An 18,326-nucleotide genomic window follows, 5' to 3' on the forward strand; every position below is an offset into this window, starting at 1 on the left:
GGTGAACCGGAGGATCCGCGTTCCGATGGTGCGTCTGGTCGGGGACGACGGCGAGCAGATCGGGATCGTCCCGACCGAACAGGCGCTCGCGATGGCCGAGGAGAAGGGGTTGGATCTCGTGGAGGTCGCCTCGAGCGCTCGGCCGCCGGTCTGCCGGATCATGGACTACGGAAAGTTCAAATATCAACAAGCAAAGCGGGCCCAAAAGGCGAAGCGGAAGCAGCACGTCACGCACCTGAAGGAAGTCAAGCTCCGCCCGAAGATCGAGGAGCACGATTACCAGTTCAAGCTTCGGAACGCGATTCGGTTCCTCGAGGAGCGGGACAAGGTGAAGCTGACGATCCTCTTCCGCGGGCGGGAAATGGCCCACCTCGACATCGGGCGCCGGATCCTCGAGCGCTTCGTTCGGGACGTGGGGGAGGCCGGCGCGGTGGAGGTCCCCGCCCGGATGGAAGGACGGACGATGACGCTCGTCCTCTCGCCGAAGGGACGCCCGAAGACGCCCGAGCGGAAGACGGAGAAGGCCCCCGCCCTCGAGGAGAGCGGGGCCGGCGAGAGAAACGAATAGACGAATAATGAATGGGTCAAGGAATCTTCCGGACGGAAGGTTCCAGGGGAGGAGAGAGAGTCATGCCGCGAGCGAAGAGCGGCCCGCCCGGGGCCCGTCGCCACAAGAAGCTTCTCGAGAAGGCGAAGGGGTACCGGGGGGCGCGCAAGAACACGTATCGGAGCGCGCTTCGCGCGGTGATCAAGGGCCTTCAGCACGCCTACCGGGGGCGCAAGCAGAAGAAGCGCGACTACCGCGGGCTCTGGATCGTTCGGATCGGAGCGGCGGCGCGCGCGCACGGCCTTTCCTACAGCGCGTTCATGCACGGCCTCAAGGTGGCGAACGTCGACCTGAACCGGAAGGTCCTCGCCGACCTGGCCGTCCACCAGCCGGACGCGTTCAAGGAGCTCGTCGAGACGGCGAGAGGGGCCGAGGCGAAGCGGTAGGTTCTTCCGGGCGGGGCTCCGGCGTCCCTCGTTTTTTCTGCTGGACGCCCGGAGCGGATGTGCTATGTTTTGAATCGATAAGGAGCGATTCCTCATGGAGGACTTGAACTTGCGGCGCCTCGACGAGCAGATCGCCCTCGTTCAGGAGCGGTTCCTCCAAGAGAGGAACGAGCGGGCCCGCTGGGAGGCGGAGCGCCGCCGGTTCGAGGAGAGGCTCCGCGCCCTCGAGGCGGAGATGGCGGCCCTTCGCGAGGCGGAGAAGCGCCTTCTCCTTCTCGAGTCGGAGAACGAACGGTACCGGAAGAGCCAGGAAGCGGCGCGCCAGCAGGTGGGCCGCGTGCTCGAGAGGATTCGTTCGATCGAGCGGTAGGCGATTCCGTATTTATATAGAAGGACTTGCGGTCGATCGCCCGCGGCGCGGGCAAGGGCTTCGAGAGTTCTGGAAAGACAAACCGGACGTCGGTACTCGATCGTTCGTTTGCGGGGAGAGAGTGGAACCCGAGAAGAAGAGCGCGAAGGTCACGATCTTCGGGAGCGACTACAGCATCAAGGCAACCGAAGATCCTGCGTACATCGAGCGGATCGCTCGGTACGTCGACGGGAAGATGCGCGAACTCCAGGGGCGCGGCACGGTCTCGTCCTCCACCAAGATCGCCATCCTCGCGGCGATGAACATCGCCGACGAGCTGCACCGGGCCAAAGAAGCCCGGGACTCGTGGCAGCGCATGGTGGATGAGCGCGCGGCCGAGTTGGCCGGTATTCTGGAGGGACGAACGAACGATTGATCCGAGGCCCCGGGTCGCCGGGGCCTGTGTCCGAGACGGTCCGAGGAGAAGCCCCGCCCGCGAGGCGGCGCCCCGGCGAATCGGGGGGCCGGCGCCGGCGGGGCTTTCGGTTGTTTCCCGGGCGGGCGCCGCGGAGGGCGGCGCCTCCGCCCCGCGTTCACATAGATGGGATCTTCCCTGGGAGGGAGCGGAACATGAATCCCGTGTCGATCGTTCTCGGCGTGGTTTTCGGAGCGATCCTCTTCGCGGTTGCCTGGCTGGTGCAGTGGCGCCTCGGGACGAGGCAAGTCGGATCGGCCCGCAACATCGCCTCGCGCATTCTCGAGGAGTCGAAGAAGGAAGCGGAGACCCGCAAGAAAGAGGCGATCCTCGAAGCGAAAGAGGAATGGTATCGGGCCAAGGAACGGTTCGAGCAAGAGACGGCCTCGCGGCGGAAGGAGATGGAGAAGCTTGAGAAGCGCTTCACCGAACGAGAGGCGAGCCTGAACCGCCGCGTCGAGCTTTTGGAGAAGAAGGAGTCGGAGTCGAAGCGCCGCGAGAAGGAGCTCGCGAAGCGCGAGGAGGATGTGCAGAAGGCGGAGGAGGAGGTGAAGGTCCTCGTCGAGAAGGAGAACCGCCAGCTCGAGCGGATCGCGGGTCTCTCCACGGCCGAGGCGAAGACGCTCCTCTTGCAGAACCTCGAGGAAGAAGCGCGGCACGAGGCGGCCGGCACGCTCCGGCAGATCCGCGAGGAGGCGAAGCGCTCCGCCGAGAAGGAAGCGAAGAAGATCGTCACGCAGGCGATCCAGAGGTGCGCGGCGGATCATTCCGTCGAGAACACCGTCTCGGTGGTGACGCTCCCGAACGACGAGATGAAGGGGCGGATTATCGGACGGGAGGGGCGGAACATCCGCTCGTTCGAGACGGCGACCGGGGTCGACGTGATCATCGACGACACGCCCGGGGCGGTCGTTCTCTCCGGGTTCGATCCGATTCGGCGCGAGGTCGCGCGGATCAGCCTCGAGCGCCTCATCTCGGACGGGCGCATCCATCCGGGACGGATCGAGGAGCTCGTCGCGAAGGTGCAGAAGGAGCTCGAGGAGCGGATCGTCGAGATCGGCGAGCAGACGGTCCTCGAGATGGGGATCGTCGGGCTCCACGAGGACCTCGTGAAGCTTCTCGGCCGGCTGCATTTCCGCACGTCGTACGGGCAGAACGTGCTCTCGCACGCGAAGGAGGTCGGGTGGCTCTCGGGTCTCATGGCCTCGGAGCTCCGGCTCGATCCGCAGATCGCGAAGCGGTCGGGACTTCTTCACGACATCGGCAAGGCGCTCACGCACGAGACCGAGGGGATCCACTCGCTGATCGGCGGGGATGTCGCGGAACGCTGCGGGGAGCCGCCGCAGGTGGTGAACGCGATCCGCGCGCATCACGATGACATCGAGGCGACCTCGCTCTACGCGCCGCTCGTGCAGGCGGCCGACGCGATCTCGGGCGCGCGGCCGGGGGCGCGCGGCGAAACGCTCGAGACCTACGTGCGGCGCCTCGAGAAGCTCGAGGGGCTCGCCACGTCGTTCAAAGGGGTCGATAAGTGCTTCGCGATCCAGGCGGGGCGCGAGATCCGCATCATGGTGGAAAGCGACAAGGTCTCGGACGAGGAGGCGGCGAACCTTTCGGCGAGCATCGCGCGGAAGGTCGAGAAGGAGCTCGAGTATCCCGGACAGATCAAGGTCGTCGTGATTCGCGAGACCCGCACCGTGGAGTACGCGCGCTAGCGCGCTCGTCGACGGAACGCGCCGCGCGCTGCGCGGGAGAGGGGGAAGAGGGTGCGGATTCTCTTCATCGGCGATGTGTTCGGCGCGGCGGGGCGCCGGGCGGTCGCCGAGCGCCTGCCGGAGATTCGAAGGCGCCTCGCTCCCGACTTCTCTGTGGCGAACGCGGAGAACCTCGCGGCCGGGTTCGGGCTCACGGCGGCTCTCGCGGAGGAGCTCTTCGAGGCGGGGATCGACGTCCTCACCGGCGGCAACCACACCTGGGACCGGCGCGAGGCGCTCCCTTTTCTCGAGGAGAACGGGCGGATCCTCCGTCCGGCGAACTATCCGCCGGGCGCGCCGGGACGGGGGGCGGGGGTCTTCGTCTCGCGGGGGGGAGCGAAGGTCGCCGTGCTCAACCTGATCGGCCGGGTCTTTCTCGACGCGTACGACTGTCCCTTCCGGACGGCGGACGAGGCGATCCCGGTCCTTCGCGAGGAGACGCCGATCCTCCTCGTCGACTTCCACGCCGAGGCGACCTCGGAGAAGATCGCGATGGGTCGCTACCTCGAGGGGCGCGTGAGCGCGGTGATCGGGACGCACACGCACGTGCAGACCGCGGACGAGACGATCCTCCCGGGAGGAACCGCCTACCTCACCGACGCGGGGATGACCGGCCCGCACGACTCGGTGATCGGCGTGAAGACCGATTTAATCTTCAAACGTTTTCTCTTGAAGATGCCCGTGCGCTTCGAGCCGGCGGAAGGGGACCCGCGTTTCTCCGGCGCGGTCGTCGACGTCGATCCGGCGAGCGGGCGGGCCCTTCGCATCGCAAGGATTCACGAGAAGGCGGCGGATCTCTTCTGAGCGCCGGGCCGGCTGCGTCCGGCCGCCGCGAGGAGGCGTCGTGGACGGGAAGCGGATCGACGGGAAGGCGATCGCGATGAGGATCGAGGAGGAGGTGGCGGCGGAGGTCGCGCGTCTCCGCACCGCGGGGACGGAGCCCCGGCTCGTCTCCCTCGCGCGCGACGAGGAAGACGCCTCGTTCGCGTCGTATCTCCGGGCGCGCGAGGCGGCGTGCCGGAGGGTCGCCATCCGCTCCGATGTCGAGACGGTCCCCTTCGCGAGCGGAGAGAAAGGGTTCCTCGACGCGCTCGAGAGGCTCGGCGAGGACCCCTCCGTCCACGCGATCCTCCTCAAGCTCCCCTTGCCGGCCGGCTTCTCCGAGGAGAGGATCTTCTCGCGGATCGCGCCGGAGAAAGACGTCGAGGGGCATCACCCGCTGAACGCCGGACTTCTCGCGCTCGGTCGCCCGCGCTTCGCTCCGTGCACCGCGCTTGCCGTCCTCGAGATCCTCGCGGCCGAAGGGATCGCGCTCGCGGGGAAGCACGCGGTGGTCCTCGGGAGAAGCCGGGTCGTCGGCGCGCCGCTCGCCTCGCTCCTTCTTCAGAAGGGGACCGACGCCACGGTCACGGTCTGCCACTCGCGCACGGGGGACCTCGCCCGCTTCGCGCGGCAGGCGGATCTTCTCGTCGCCGCGGTCGGGAGGCCGGAGTTCGTCCCCGGCGATTGGGTGCGGCCGGGCGCGGTCGTGATCGACGTCGGGACCCACTCCGTTCCGGATCCCTCCTCGGCGAAGGGGTGGCGCCTCGCGGGGGATGTCCGGTTCGACGAAGCGGAGGCGGCCTCGTCGCGGATCACGCCGGTGCCGGGGGGCGTGGGGCCGGTCACGACCGCGGTCCTCCTTCGGGCGACCGCGCGGGCGGCGGGGGGCGCCCGATGAGGACGCCTCTCCCGCGGCCTCTTCCGTTCCAGGACGAGAGGGTGTGGAGCGTCTCCGAGATCACCTCCGCCGTCAAATCGACCCTCGAGGCGGAGTTCGCCTCGCTCTGGGTGGAGGGGGAGATCTCGAACTTCACGCATCATTCATCCGGACATATGTATTTCTCGTTGAAAGACGAGAAGGCGCAGCTCCGCGCGGTCTTCTTCCGGGGAGAAAACCGGCTTCTCCGTTTTCGGCCGCAGGACGGGATGAAGGTCCGGGCGCGCGGGGCGCTCACCGTGTACGAGAAGAGCGGGCAGTACCAGCTTCTCGTGCGAAGCCTCGTCCCGATCGGGGTCGGGGAGCTCGAGCTTGCGTTTCGGCAGCTCGTCGAGCGGCTCGAGAAGGAGGGACTCTTCGATCCGGCCGGGAAGAAGCCGCTTCCGCGCTTCCCCGGGCGGGTCGCGGTCCTCACCTCGCCAACCGGCGCGGCGATCCACGACATCCTTCGCGTCCTTCGCGGGCGCTTCCCGATCGAGGTGCTTCTCGTCCCGGTGCGGGTGCAAGGAGAAGGGGCGGCGGAAGAGATCGCGGAGGCGATCGACCGGATGAACGCGCGCGGAGGGGTCGATCTCCTTCTCGTCGGGCGCGGCGGGGGATCGCTCGAGGATCTCTGGGCCTTCAACGAGGAAGTTCTCGCGCGCGCGATCGCCCGCTCGCGCCTCCCGGTCCTCTCGGCGGTGGGGCACGAGGTGGACGTCACGATCGCGGATCTCGCGGCGGACGTGCGCGCGCCGACCCCCTCGGCGGCGGCGGAGATGCTCGTCCCGGGGCGGGAGGAGATCGCGGAGCTCCTTCGCGCGAGGAGGGAGCGCCTCGCGGCTCGCGCGCGGGAGACGGTCCGCTTCTGGAGGGAACGGATCCGGCGCTTCCGGGAGAGCCGCGCGCTCGCCCGTCCCGAATCGCTCGTCCGGGAGAGCGCCCAGCGTCTCGACGATCTCTCGCGCCGCATGGAGAGCGCCTCGGCGGCGCGGCTCGGGCGGGCGCGCGACCGCTTCGAGGGGATGCGAAGGGCGCTTCGCGCGCTCGATCCCTACGCGATCCTCGAGCGGGGCTACTGCATCTGCCGCCAGGGCCGAGGCGGGGCTCCGGTCGTCGATGCGCGCGCGATCGCGCCGGGCGCGCTTCTCGATCTTCACTTTCGTAGGGGGAGAGCGGAGGCGCGCGCCGAGCGGGTCGATCCGGAGTCGGAAGGAGATTGAACCATGAAGAAAGCGCCGGAGCCGGTCGATTGGGAGAAGAGCGTCCAGCGGCTCGAGGAGATCGTGCGCGCCCTCGAGGGGGGAGCGGCCGGGCTCGACGAGTCGCTCGGGCTCTTCGAGGAGGGGACGGCGCTCGTCCGGGCGCTCGAGAAGCGTCTCGCGGAGGCGGAGCTTCGCGTGAAAACGCTCGTCGAGCGGGAGGGCGAGGCGCGCGAGGAGCCGTTCGAGGAGGAGGCAGGGTGAGCGAATCGCCGGCGGAGCGGCTCCGGCCGTACCGGGAGCGCGTGGAACGCGCGCTTCGCGAGCATCTCTCCCCCGAAGGAGAGGAGGGGCCCGATGCGATCCGCCGGGCGATGGCCTACTCGCTCTTCGCCGGCGGAAAGCGTCTCCGTCCGATCCTCGCGATCCTCGCGCACGAGGCGGCGGGAGGGAGCGCCTCCGGGATCGAGGCGATCGCCGCGGGGATCGAGATGATCCACACCTACTCGCTCATCCACGACGACCTCCCCTGCATGGACGACGACGATCTTCGGCGCGGCGTCCCGACCTCGCACGTCGTCCACGGCGAGGCGCTCGCGCTTCTCGCGGGGGACGCGCTCCTCACGCGCGGCCTTACCCTTCTCGCCGAGGCGGAGGGGGTTCCCGCGGAGCGGCGCCTCCGCATCGTCTCGCTCGTCGGGCGCGCGGCGGGGGAGAGCGGGATGATCGGAGGGCAGGTGCTCGATCTCGCCGCCGAGGAGCGGCCGGTCACGCGGATCGATGAGGTACGAACGATTCATGAACGAAAGACCGGCGCCCTTCTCGCCGCATCGGTCCTCGCCGGGGCGATCGCCGCCGGATGCCCCCTCGAGGAAGAGAAGGGGTTCGAGACGTACGGCCGGAGGCTCGGGCTCGCGTTCCAGGTGGCGGACGATCTTCTCGACGCGGTGGGGGACGCGGGAGCGATGGGGAAGCGGGCGGGAAAGGACGCCGCGCGGGGGAAGGCGACCTACCCGGGTCTCGTCGGCGTCGCGCGCGCGCGGGCGATCGCCGAGGAGCTCGCGCGCGAGGCGGCCGCGGCCCTCCCGCGCGACACGAAGGACGGTCTTCTCGCGGCGGTCGCCCGCTTCGCGGTTGACCGGGCCGGCTAGGGTTTGATAGGAGATCCACCATGAAGCTCGCCGTCGTGGTCAATCGAAGAAAACCGGGGGCGGATGAGCGGGCGGCGGCCGTCGAGCGTTGGGCGGAGCGCCGCGGCCAGGAGGCGTACACGATCGACGGGGCCGCGCCGGAGGCGATCGACCGGGCGCGCTTCGACCGCTCGGACTTCGTGATCTCCCTTGGCGGCGACGGGACCCTTCTCCGCGCCGCCCGCTTCGTCGGGGAGCGGGAGATCCCGATCCTCGGCGTGAACCTCGGATCGCTCGGCTTCCTCGCCGAGATCGGCGCGGACGGGATCGAGGAGGCGCTCGAGAGCCTGCGCGCCGGGCGCTTCCACCTCGAGGACCGGATGAACCTCGAGGGGACCGTGAACGACCGGGCGGGAGAGAGGAGCTTCCGCGTCCTGAACGACGCTGTGATCACGCGCGTCGGCGCGACGCGCATCGGGCACTTCGCGACCTACCTCGGGGACGGCCTGATCAGCGCGTACACCGCGGACGGGCTCATCCTCTCGACGCCGACCGGATCGACCGCGTACAACCTCTCGGCCGGCGGGCCGATCGTGAACCCGACCCTCCGCGTGATCGTGATGACGCCGATCTGTCCGCACGCCCTCGGGCTTCGCCCGCTCATCCTTCCGGAGACCGAGCATATCCGCGTCGAGTGCACCGAGCCGGACGAGGAGGTTCGCCTCGCGACGGACGGGCAGGAGTCGCATGTCTACCGGTCGGACGCGGTGATCCGCGTCCGGGCCGCGCGCCGGCCGACGCGCCTCGTTCGGGTCGGAGGAAAGGACTTTCACGAGGTGCTCCGCCACAAGCTTCACTGGGGGAAGCGGGAGTAAGAGGGAGGGGCGGGGCGGGGATGCTCCAGGAGCTTCACATCGAAAACTTCGCGCTCGTCGAACGCCTGCGGGTGGCGTTCGGGAGCGGCCTCAACGTGCTCACCGGAGAGACCGGCGCGGGGAAGACCATCCTCCTCGAGGCGATCGCGCTTCTCGCCGGCGGGCGGAGCGATCGTCCGGCGGTGCGGGAGGGGGCGGAGGAGGCGGTTCTCCAAGGGCGGTTCGATCTCTCGCGCGAGGGGTCCTTTCCGCATCGGGAGTGGGTCGACGAGGAGGGGATGCTCCTCCTCGAACGGCGGATCCCCCGTTCGGGGCGCGGAAGGGCGGAGGCGAACGGGCGTCTCGTTCCGCTCGAGACGCTCCGCCGGCTCGGCGCGGCGCTCGTCGCCTTCCACGGGCAGCAGGAGAGGGAACACCTTCTGGATCCGGCGCTTCAGCGCGCCTACCTCGACGCGTTCGCGGGGACGGAGGAAGAGAGGGCGCGCTTTCGCGAGGCGTACGCCGCGCTCGAGGGGGCGCGCGCGGCGCGGCGCGAGGCGGAGGAGCGGCTCCGCGCGGCGCGCGAAAGGGAGGAGTTCCTTAGGTGGCAGGCGCGCGAGATCGATGAGGCGAACCTCCGCGCGGGGGAAGCCGAGGAGCTCGCGGCGACGGTGCGCGCGCTCCAAGATGCGGAGCGTCTTCGCGAGATGATCCACCGCGTGCGGGAGGAGCTGCACGACGGGGAGGGGAGCGCGGTCGATCGGATCGGGGATGCGGCCGAACGGCTCGCGCGCGTTTCGGCGGCGCCCGAGGAAACCCACGCCGCCGCGGACGCGTGCCGGAGGGCGCTCATCGAGATCGAGGAAGCGCTCGCCGCCGTTCGCCGGATCGAGGGACGGATCGACGCGCCCCCGGGGGCGATCGACGAGGCGATCGCGCGGCTCGAGAGGATCCGCGCGCTCGAGAGGAAGCACAAGAAGAGCGCGGAGGAGATCCTCGCGCTCCGGAAGACGATCGCGGGGGAGATCGCGCTCCTCGACGGCGGCGGCGAGGCGCTTCGTTCGCTCGGCGAGGAGGAGGTGCGCCGCGGGGTGGAGGCGGCCGAGGCGGCGCGGGCTCTTTCGGAGAAGCGCGCGGCGAGCGCCCGCCGTCTCGGCGCGGCGATCGAGAAGGCGCTCCGTCCTCTCGCGCTCCCGGCCGCCCGGTTCGCCGCCGAGGTCGCGCGGGCTCTTTCGGAGAAGCGCGCGGCGAGCGCCCGCCGTCTCGGCGCGGCGATCGAGAAGGCGCTCCGTCCTCTCGCGCTCCCGGCCGCCCGGTTCGCCGCCGAGGTCGCGCGCCTCGAGGATCCGGAGGGGGAGCTCGCGATCGGGGGAAAGAGCTTCCGCGCGGGCGAGGAGGGGATCGACCGGGTCGAGTTCCTCTTCGCGGCGAACCGGGGGGAGCCGCTCCTCCCGCTCCGGCGGGTGGCGTCGGGCGGGGAGATCTCGCGCGTGATGCTCGCGGTGAAGCGCGTGCTCGTGGGCGTCGCTCCCGTTCCCACCGCGGTCTTCGACGAGGTCGACGCGGGGGTCGGCGGGGACGTCGGGGAAACGATCGGCGAGGCGCTCGCCGAGGTCGCCGCGAGGCGGCAGGTCCTTTGCGTCACGCACCTCCCCTCGATCGCGAGCCTCGCCGACCGGCACCTTCGGGTTGTGAAGCGCGTCCGCGGCGGCCGGACGCGGATCGAGGTCGCTCCGCTCGAGGGGGAGGAGCGGGTCGAGGAGCTCGTGCGGATGCTCGGAGGCGCGTCCCGGCGGGAGACGAGCGTTCCGCACGCGGAGGCGATCCTCCGTTCCGCGCGCCGCCCGCGGCGCGCAGGATAGCGAGCGGCCGCGCCGCGCGGGAAGCGCGCGGACGGGGCGTTTCCGGGAAAACGCTTGACAGTCGGCTTCGGCGGCTGGAAGATCGAACCCCCGCACGAACGGGGCAAGGCGAAAGCCCCGGATCCTCCCGCCGCGAGCGGTTCGCGGGCGCGCGGCGCGCGCGTTCCGCGAAGAAGGCCGCCGGCCGATCCGATTCCGGGAGCATCGATGACGATTCCTTCATGGGCGAAGTTTCGGGAGCTGGCCGGCCAAGGGACCCTCGTTCCCGTCTACCGGGAGATCCTCGCCGATCTCGAAACCCCGGTCTCCGCGTTCCTCAAGCTCATGGGCGAGGGGAGCGCGTTCCTCCTCGAGAGCGTCGAGGTCTCGGAGAGGTGGGCGCGCTACTCGATCCTCGGGTTCGATCCGGAGATCACGGTGACGGTCGCGGAGGGGACGGCGGTCGTCGCGCGCGCCGGGTCGGCTCCCCGGCGGTTCCCGGCGAAGGACCCGATCGAGCCGGTGGAGAAGGCGCTTCGCGGCGAGGTGGTCGTCCCCTGCGAGGGGCTCCCGCCTTTCTACGGGGGCGCGGTCGGTTTTCTCTCGTACGATGCGGTCCGCGCCTTCGAGACGCTCCCCGTCCGCGCGCGCGCCGACCGGCCGGTTCCGGACGCGCTCTTCCTCTTTCCGCGGACCCTTCTCGTCTTCGACAACCTCACCCACCGCGTGCAGGTCCTCACGCTCGTCCGCGCGGGGAAGGGGAGAGACGCGGAGCGCGCGTACCGAGCGGGCGCCGAGCGGATCGAGGCGGTGATCGAGAAGCTCCGGCGGCCGGTTCCGCCGCGGGAGAGCCCGCGGGGCGGCGGGCGGATCGACTACACGAGCACGCTCGACGAAAAGGCGTACTGCCGGAAGGTGCGGCGCATCCAGAAGTGGATCCGGGAGGGGGAGATCCTGCAGGCGGTCCTCGCGCAGCGCCTCGAGACGACCCTCCGTTCGGATCCGTTCGATGTGTACCGTGCGCTCCGAACGATCAATCCATCTCCTTATATGTACTACCTCGATCTTCAGGACCTCAAGATCATCGGCTCGTCCCCCGAGGTGCTCGTCCGGGAGCGGGACGGGAAGATCGAGGTGCGGCCGATCGCGGGGACGAGGCCGCGCGGCGCCGATCCGGCGGAAGAGGAGAGAGTCGCGCGCGAGCTTCTCGCCGACGAGAAGGAGCGGGCGGAGCACGTGATGCTCGTCGATCTCGGGCGGAACGACGTCGGGCGCGTGGCGGAGTTCGGAAGCGTCGCGACCGAGGAGTTCCAGGTGCTCGAGAAGTACTCGCACGTGATGCACATCGTCTCGCACGTGAGCGGGCGGCTCCGCGAGGGGCTCACCTCCTTCGACGTTCTTCGCGCGTGCTTCCCCGCGGGGACCGTGACCGGCGCGCCGAAGATCCGCGCGATGGAGCTGATCGAGGAGAGCGAGCCGGTCCGGCGCGGGGTGTACGGCGGAGCGGTCGGCTACTTCGGATACGCGAACCATATGGACATGTGCCTCGCGATCCGGACGATCGTCGTCGAGGGGACGCGGGCGCGGATCGGCGCGGGGGCGGGCATCGTCGCCGACTCGGTCCCCGAGCGGGAGTACCGGGAGACCCTCTCGAAGGCGGACGCCCTTCGAAAGGCGATCGAAACCGCGGCGCGCGGGCTCGAATAGGGGAGACGCGGCGTGATCCTCCTCATCGACAACTACGATTCCTTTACGTACAACCTCGTGCAGTACTTCGGCGAGATGGGGGAGCGGATCGAGGTCGTTCGAAACGACGCGATCGGCGTCGAGGCGATCCGCCGGAAGAAGCCCGATCACCTCGTGCTCTCCCCGGGACCCGGCGGGCCCGAGGACGCAGGGATCTCGGTCGAGGCGATCCGCCGTCTCGGAGGATCGATCCCGATCCTCGGCGTCTGCCTCGGGCACCAGTGCATCGGGGCGGCGTACGGGGCGGAGATCGGGCCGGCGAAGACGATCATGCACGGGAAGACCTCGCACATCATCCACGACGGGAAGGGGATCCTCCGCGGGATCGACAACCCGTTCGAGGCGACCCGCTACCACTCCCTCGTCGTCCGGAGAAAGAACCTTCCCGAATGCCTGGAGGTGATCGCCTGGACGGCCGACAAGGAGATCATGGGGCTCCAGCACCGGGAGCACCTCGTGTGGGGCATCCAGTTCCATCCGGAATCCATCCTCACGGTGCGGGGAAAGAGGATCCTCCGGAACTTCCTCGACATCGCATGAAACCCGGCGCGCACGCGAACGACCCGAACCATTCTCCTCTCCGGGAGGCGATCCGCGCCCTCGTGCAAGACCGCCGCGATCTCGGCGCCGAAACGATGCGCGAGACGATGCGCGCGATCATGGAGGGCCGGGGAACCGACGCGCAGATCGCGGCGTTTCTCGTGGGGCTCCGAATGAAGGGGGAGACGGTCGAGGAGATCCTCGGCGCCGCCGAGGCGATGCGCGCGAAGGCGCGGCGCCTGCGGACGATCCACGATCCGGTTCTCGACACGTGCGGCACCGGAGGGGACGGAGCGGGGACCTTTAATATCTCAACGATCACCGCGCTCGTCGCGGCGGGGGCGGGAGCGTGCGTCGCCAAGCACGGCAACTACTCGGTGTCGAGCCGGTGCGGAAGCGCGGATCTTCTCGAGGCGCTCGGCATCGACATCCGTCTATCCTATCCCGACGTCGAGCGCTGTCTCGACGAGGGGCGGATCGCCTTCCTCTTCGCGCCGCTCCTTCACGAGGCGATGAAGTTCGCGATCGCCCCGCGGCGCGAAATCGGCGTCCGTTCAATCTTCAACCTTCTCGGGCCGCTCACGAACCCCGCGGGCGCGAAGCGCCAGCTTCTCGGCGTGTACGGACCGGCGCTCACCGAGCCGATCGCGACGGTGCTCGCGCGTCTCGGGGCGGAGCGCGCGTGGGTCGTGTACAGCGAGGAGGGGACGGACGAGATCACGCTCGGGGGGCGAACGTTCGTCTCCGAGGTGGAAGGGGGGCGCGTGCGGAACCTCACGCTCTCCGCGCGGGACTTCGGGCTCGCCTCCGTTCCGGTCGATGCGATCCGCGGCGGGCCGCCGGAGACGAACGCGTCGATCGCCCTCTCGGTCCTCGCCGGGGAGCCGGGTCCGGCTCGCGAGACGATCCTCGCGAACACGGCGGCCGCGCTCCTCGTCTCCGGGACGGCCGGGACGCTCGCCGAGGGGATCGATCGGGCGATCGAGTCGATCGATTCGGGGGCGGCGCGCGGGCGGCTCGAGTTCCTTCGCTCGCGGGGCCGGGGCCCCGAACGGCTCCTCCCCGAAGGCTCGTAGAACGTGATCCTCGATACGATTCTCCGCCACAAGAGGGACGAGGTCTCGGAGAGGAAGAAGGCCCGGTCGTTCGCGTCGCTCCGGCGCGAGGCGGAAGAACGAACGGACGTTCGGCCGTTTCGAGAAGCGCTTCGGAGGGAACACCTCGCGCTCCTCGCCGAGATCAAGAAAGCGTCCCCGTCGGCGGGGGTGATCCGGGGGGTGGTTCACCCGGCGGAGATCGCGGCGGCGTACGAGGCGAACGGCGCGTCGGCGGTCTCGGTCGTGACCGACGCGCGCTTCTTCCAGGGATCGCTCGAGGCGCTTCGGGAGGCGCGCGCGGCGGTTCGGCTCCCCGTTCTCTGCAAGGAGTTCATCGTCGATCCGTACCAGATCGCCGAGGCGTCGGTCCACGGCGCGGACGCGTTTCTTCTTCTCGCGGGGCCGCTTCTGCGGGCGGAGCTCGCGGACCTTCTCGCCTTCGGGCGCGCGCTCGGCCTCGAGGCGCTCGTCGAGGTGCATTGCGGGAAGGACCTCGACGAGGCGCTCGCCGCGGGGGCGGAGACGATCGGCGTGAACAACCGGGACCTCGCGACCTTCCGCGTCGACCTTGGCGTCTCGCTCGCGCTCGCGCCCGCGATCCCGCCCGATGCGGTTCGCGTGAGCGAGAGCGGGATCCGGGGTCCGGAGGAAGCGCGGCTCCTCCGCGCGGCGGGGTTCGACGCGATCCTCGTGGGGGAACACCTGATGCGCGCCCCCTCGCCGGGGGATGCGGTCCGCCGCCTTCTGGAGGGGACCGAGTGGGGCTCGTGAAGATCTGCGGGCTCGCCCGCGAGGCGGATGTGGAGGCGGCCGCGGAGGCGGGGGCCGATCTCGCCGGGTTCGTCTTCGCTCCCAGCCCGAGGCGCCTGAGCGCGCGCCGAGCTTCGGTCCTTCGCGCGCGTCTCGAGGGGACGCCGGTCCGCGCGGTCGGGGTCTTCGTCGGCGGGACGCCGGAAGAGATCCGGCGGATCGCGGAGGAGGCCCGGCTCGATCTTGTTCAGCTCCAGTCGGAAGGACCGGAGGACGCGAGGGCGATCGGCCTCCCGGTGATCCGCGCGCTTCGGGTCAATGGGGACCGCTTGGTCGGCCGCGCGAACGACCCGTCCGCGGCGTGGTATCTTCTCGACGCGTTCGATCCGGAGAGAGGGGGCGGGACCGGGCGGGCGTTCGACTGGGAAGCGGCGCGCTCGCTCGCTCTTCCGCGCCCCTTCCTGCTCGCTGGGGGGCTCCGCCCGGAGAACGTCGGCGAGGCGATCGCGATCCTCCGTCCGGACGGCGTGGACGTCTCGAGCGGCGTGGAGGAGGCTCCCGGGCGGAAGAGCCGCGAGCAGATCCGGCGGTTCGTCCGCGCGGCGCGCGACGCGTGGGAGAAGATGGGAACATGACCAAGCGAGTGCCCGATCGGCGGGGATATTTTGGGGCGTACGGCGGGCGCTTCGTGCCGGAGACGGTGATGCCGGCCCTTCTCGATCTCGAGAAGGCGTACGCGGCGTGCCGGAGGGATCGCTCCTTCCGCCGCCGGCTCTCGGATCTCCTCCGCGCGCACTGCGGAAGGCCGACGCCGCTCTCCTTCGCCGCGCGTCTCTCCGCCGCCCTCGGCGGCCCGAAGATTTATTTGAAACGTGAAGATCTTTGCCACACGGGGGCGCACAAGATCAACAACGCGCTCGGGCAGGCGCTCCTCGCCCGCTCGATGGGGAAGAAACGGATCGTCGCCGAGACGGGGGCGGGGCAGCACGGGGTGGCGACGGCGGCCGCGGCGGCGCTCCTCGGGATGGAGTGCACGATCTACATGGGGACCGAGGACATGCGGCGGCAGGCCCCGAACGTCGCGCGGATTCGGCTCCTCGGCGCGGAGGTCGCGCCGGTCGACGCGGGATCGCGCACCCTGAAGGATGCGATCAACGAGGCGATGCGGGACTGGGTCACGAACGTGCGAACGACCCACTACCTCCTCGGATCGGTTCTCGGCCCGCACCCGTACCCGCTCCTCGTGAGGGACTTTCAGACGGTGATCGGCCGGGAGGCGCGCCGGCAGATCCTTCGAAGCGAGGGGCGCCTTCCCGACCTCCTCGTCGCGTGCGTCGGGGGAGGGTCGAACGCGATCGGCCTCTTTCATCCGTTTCTTCGGGACGAGCGGGTGGCGATGGTCGGGGTCGAGGCGGGAGGGAGGGGAGGGGCGCTCGGCGCGCACGCGGCCCGGTTCTTCGGCGGATCGGAAGGGGTCCTGCACGGCACGCGGAGCTTCCTGCTTCACGATCGCCACGGGCAGATCGCCCCGACTCACTCGATCTCCGCCGGCCTCGACTACCCCTCGATCGGACCGGAGCACAGCTTCCTCCGCGCCGAGGGGCGGGTTCGCTACGCGCGGGTCGGGGACCGGGCGGCGCTCGATGCCTTCCACCTTCTCGCGCGGACCGAGGGGATCCTCCCCGCCCTCGAATCGGCCCACGCGCTCGCCTACCTGGCGGAGCAGGCGCGCGCCCTCTCGAAGAAGACCCTCGTTCTCGTGAACCTCTCCGGCCGGGGGGACAAGGACCTGGAGACGGTCCGGAAGAGCCTCGGCAAGAAGGTTTCGGGATCGAAGGGGAAGCCCCCTCGTTCCCGCTGATCTCTCCGACCATTCGAACGGGATTTCATCCTTCAGGACTTGACAGTTGGCCCAAGAGAGGCTTTACTGAGGGCAAGCCGGATCGGTTGTTTCCCTTTTCGGAATCGGGTCCCCGCCGGATCGGCGGGTGTTCGCGGGTTCGTCCGTGATCGTCGAGGGAGGGCTCGCCGTGAGCCGTCCGGGCGCCCGGATGCCGTTCCCCCCCGCGTGTTCCTCGATCGCCGCCGCGCTTCTGGCGTGCGGTCTCCTCGCCTCGCCCTGGCTTTCCCCCTCGGTGCGCGCCGAAGGCCTTCGCGCGGTCGTCGTCACGATCGACGGAATCCGCGAGTCGGAGTTCCTCGCGTGGGGGGAGCGGCTCGCCGACTGGGCGTGCTCGTACGGGGCGTACGTTCCGGATGTGGTGAACGAGACGCGGGGGATCACCGATCCGAACCACGCGATCCTCTGGGGATCAGGCGATCCCGGGCAGTGCCTCAACATGGAAGGACATCCCGCCGAGCCGATGCACTTCGAGCTTCTCCGGAAGGAACGAGGGCTTTCGGAGTGCGTGGTTGCGTTCGCGACGGGGAAGGAGCATCTCGTCGCGACGAACGCGTTCTCGGCCCATCCGGAATACGGAAGGCTCTACCGCGCGCACACCTGTCTCGTGAGGTCTCCGGCCCCTTCCTGCATGGGGGTCGGCGCGCTCTACGAAGGGCCGGACTCGCTCATCGTTCGGGCGGCGCTCGACCACCTGCAGAACCACAACGTCGTCTGGATGGGGGTGAACCTGAGCGAGTACGACTTCTTGGCGCATGCGGTCGGCTTGACCTGTTGCGAGAACGATACGGTCTGCTACTGGGCGCGCCTGGAGGAGGTCTACCGCACCGCCGAGGGCCTCGTCGTCGACGAGATCTGGCCCTTCCTCGAATCCCATCCGCTCTACGCGGGCCGCACGCTCCTCGTCGTGGCGACCGACCATGGACGCCATCTGGATGATGTGCGAACCGGCTTCGTGGATCACGGCCACGGGTGGCTTCCGGACCACTCGGGCTGCCAACTGAACTGCGCCGGGTGCCGGGAGATCTGGGCGGTGTTCGTGGGGCCTGGAATCCGCGCGGGGACGGTCGCGTTCGGCACGTACAGGCTCGAGGACGTCGCGGCGACCGTCCGCCACTTGATGGGATTTCAGAACCCGTTCGAGAGAGGCTTTCCGATCGAGGAGATCTTGGAGGATCTGTCGACGGGTCTCGAGGGTCCGCGGAGGGCCGAGGGGGCGAGGCCCGAGGCGGGCGGGCCGAACCCGTTCCGAGGGTCTACGCGGGTCTCCTTCCGTCTCCCCGGCCCATTCCCTGTGGAGGCGCGGGTTCACGACCTCGCGGGGAGGGAGGTCCTTCGGGTCGATCTCGGGCGCCTCGACGCGGGACCGAACGAGTTCGTCTGGGACGGAAGGGACGCGCGGGGAGATCGGGCCGCCCCCGGGGTGTATTTCTGCGTGTTCCGATCGGACGGAGGAACGGAGCGGAAGAAGGTCGTGCTCCTTCGATGAGCCGCAACTATTCAGATGTCGATCGATGTGGTTTCGATAAACAAGAGACGAGAAAAGCATCTATCGATCGAATCAATCGATACGTTTGACTGTCGATTGATTGATATCGAGTCGATCGCGGGTTCTCGGCTCGAGCCGAGGAGAGACCCGAACCGCGAAGGGGATCTTCCGGCACGGAAGATCCCCGAGAGGCCTACGCCCGAGAGGATTCGAACCTCCGACACCTGGCTCCGGAGGCCAGTGCTCTATCCACTGAGCTACGGGCGCATGTCGAGAAAAGAAGCCGGCGTTCGCCGCGCGGCGCAGGGTGCATTGTAGCCCAGCCGCTCTCTCCGTCCAACCGAAATGTCTGGGCGCGCGGGGCGAGGCGGGCTTCGTTGGGAGGGGATGCGGCTTCTCGCCTCTCGCGCCCCGCCGGGAACCGGCGCGGGAGAGGTTGCACCCGGCAAAAAGGGCGAACACGGGCGG

The 18,326-nt window shown here is 69.5% G+C and carries 19 protein-coding genes and 1 tRNA gene; 19 read left to right on the forward strand and 1 reads right to left on the reverse strand.

Going from position 1 to position 18,326, the window contains the following annotated elements:
* Window position 1 precedes the first annotated feature (1 nt).
* From FJY73_03500 to FJY73_03590, 19 genes are all read left to right on the forward strand, one after another.
* Window positions 2-568 (forward strand): translation initiation factor IF-3, encoded by a 567-nt coding sequence (locus FJY73_03500; protein ID MBM3319724.1) that lies wholly within the window; start codon window positions 2-4, stop codon window positions 566-568.
* A 62-nt stretch (window positions 569-630) separates the two neighbouring features.
* Complete coding sequence (rplT, locus tag FJY73_03505) at window positions 631-993, forward strand: 50S ribosomal protein L20 (GenBank protein MBM3319725.1); 363 nt, start codon at window positions 631-633, stop codon at window positions 991-993.
* A gap of 94 nt (window positions 994-1,087) precedes the next feature.
* Window positions 1,088-1,363, forward strand: a complete 276-nt coding sequence (locus FJY73_03510) for a hypothetical protein (GenBank protein ID MBM3319726.1) — start codon at window positions 1,088-1,090, stop codon at window positions 1,361-1,363.
* 121 nt (window positions 1,364-1,484) lie between these two features.
* The gene (locus tag FJY73_03515; GenBank protein ID MBM3319727.1) at window positions 1,485-1,778 is read left to right on the forward strand and encodes a cell division protein ZapA; all 294 of its coding nucleotides are present in this window, start codon (window positions 1,485-1,487) and stop codon (window positions 1,776-1,778) included.
* Between the two features lie 194 nt (window positions 1,779-1,972).
* The gene (rny, locus tag FJY73_03520) at window positions 1,973-3,532 is read left to right on the forward strand and encodes a ribonuclease Y (protein MBM3319728.1); all 1,560 of its coding nucleotides are present in this window, start codon (window positions 1,973-1,975) and stop codon (window positions 3,530-3,532) included.
* Window positions 3,533-3,583: 51 nt separating this feature from the next.
* Window positions 3,584-4,375 carry a TIGR00282 family metallophosphoesterase gene (locus FJY73_03525; protein ID MBM3319729.1) on the forward strand — a complete coding sequence of 264 codons (792 nt, stop codon included), beginning with the start codon at window positions 3,584-3,586 and terminating at the stop codon, window positions 4,373-4,375.
* 76 nt (window positions 4,376-4,451) lie between these two features.
* Window positions 4,452-5,291 (forward strand): bifunctional 5,10-methylenetetrahydrofolate dehydrogenase/5,10-methenyltetrahydrofolate cyclohydrolase, encoded by an 840-nt coding sequence (locus tag FJY73_03530; GenBank protein ID MBM3319730.1) that lies wholly within the window; start codon window positions 4,452-4,454, stop codon window positions 5,289-5,291.
* On the forward strand, window positions 5,288-6,532 hold the full coding sequence (gene xseA / locus FJY73_03535; protein MBM3319731.1) for an exodeoxyribonuclease VII large subunit: 1,245 nt from the start codon (window positions 5,288-5,290) through the stop codon (window positions 6,530-6,532). The genes FJY73_03530 and xseA overlap by 4 nt, the downstream gene beginning before the upstream one ends.
* A 3-nt stretch (window positions 6,533-6,535) precedes the next feature.
* A complete protein-coding gene (locus FJY73_03540) occupies window positions 6,536-6,775 on the forward strand; it encodes an exodeoxyribonuclease VII small subunit (protein MBM3319732.1) in 240 nt (79 codons plus the stop codon).
* Window positions 6,772-7,662: a polyprenyl synthetase family protein gene (locus FJY73_03545; GenBank protein ID MBM3319733.1), complete on the forward strand. Its 891-nt coding sequence runs from the start codon at window positions 6,772-6,774 to the stop codon at window positions 7,660-7,662. The genes FJY73_03540 and FJY73_03545 overlap by 4 nt, the downstream gene beginning before the upstream one ends.
* A 20-nt stretch (window positions 7,663-7,682) precedes the next feature.
* Window positions 7,683-8,516 (forward strand): NAD(+)/NADH kinase, encoded by an 834-nt coding sequence (locus FJY73_03550; GenBank protein MBM3319734.1) that lies wholly within the window; start codon window positions 7,683-7,685, stop codon window positions 8,514-8,516.
* A 20-nt stretch (window positions 8,517-8,536) separates the two neighbouring features.
* On the forward strand, window positions 8,537-10,357 hold the full coding sequence (locus tag FJY73_03555; GenBank protein ID MBM3319735.1) for a DNA repair protein RecN: 1,821 nt from the start codon (window positions 8,537-8,539) through the stop codon (window positions 10,355-10,357).
* 207 nt (window positions 10,358-10,564) lie between these two features.
* Window positions 10,565-12,043 (forward strand): anthranilate synthase component I, encoded by a 1,479-nt coding sequence (trpE, locus tag FJY73_03560; GenBank protein ID MBM3319736.1) that lies wholly within the window; start codon window positions 10,565-10,567, stop codon window positions 12,041-12,043.
* A gap of 12 nt (window positions 12,044-12,055) precedes the next feature.
* On the forward strand, window positions 12,056-12,622 hold the full coding sequence (locus FJY73_03565) for an aminodeoxychorismate/anthranilate synthase component II (GenBank protein ID MBM3319737.1): 567 nt from the start codon (window positions 12,056-12,058) through the stop codon (window positions 12,620-12,622).
* Window positions 12,619-13,698, forward strand: a complete 1,080-nt coding sequence (gene trpD / locus FJY73_03570) for an anthranilate phosphoribosyltransferase (GenBank protein ID MBM3319738.1) — start codon at window positions 12,619-12,621, stop codon at window positions 13,696-13,698. Before FJY73_03565 ends, trpD begins: the two co-directional genes overlap by 4 nt.
* Before the next feature lie 3 nt (window positions 13,699-13,701).
* Complete coding sequence (gene trpC / locus FJY73_03575; protein ID MBM3319739.1) at window positions 13,702-14,490, forward strand: indole-3-glycerol phosphate synthase TrpC; 789 nt, start codon at window positions 13,702-13,704, stop codon at window positions 14,488-14,490.
* Window positions 14,478-15,104 carry a phosphoribosylanthranilate isomerase gene (locus FJY73_03580; GenBank protein ID MBM3319740.1) on the forward strand — a complete coding sequence of 209 codons (627 nt, stop codon included), beginning with the start codon at window positions 14,478-14,480 and terminating at the stop codon, window positions 15,102-15,104. Before trpC ends, FJY73_03580 begins: the two co-directional genes overlap by 13 nt.
* Window positions 15,101-16,330: a tryptophan synthase subunit beta gene (gene trpB, locus FJY73_03585; protein MBM3319741.1), complete on the forward strand. Its 1,230-nt coding sequence runs from the start codon at window positions 15,101-15,103 to the stop codon at window positions 16,328-16,330. The genes FJY73_03580 and trpB overlap by 4 nt, the downstream gene beginning before the upstream one ends.
* Window positions 16,331-16,457: 127 nt before the next feature.
* The gene (locus FJY73_03590) at window positions 16,458-17,858 is read left to right on the forward strand and encodes a T9SS type A sorting domain-containing protein (protein MBM3319742.1); all 1,401 of its coding nucleotides are present in this window, start codon (window positions 16,458-16,460) and stop codon (window positions 17,856-17,858) included.
* Window positions 17,859-18,052: 194 nt separating this feature from the next.
* Here the strand turns inward: FJY73_03590 and FJY73_03595 are convergent.
* Window positions 18,053-18,125: transfer RNA gene (locus tag FJY73_03595), tRNA-Arg, on the reverse strand.
* Window positions 18,126-18,326: the final 201 nt, after the last annotated feature.

The sequence above is a fragment of the Candidatus Eisenbacteria bacterium genome, assembly GCA_016867715.1.
Lineage (GTDB): Bacteria > Orphanbacterota > Orphanbacteria > Orphanbacterales > Orphanbacteraceae > VGIW01.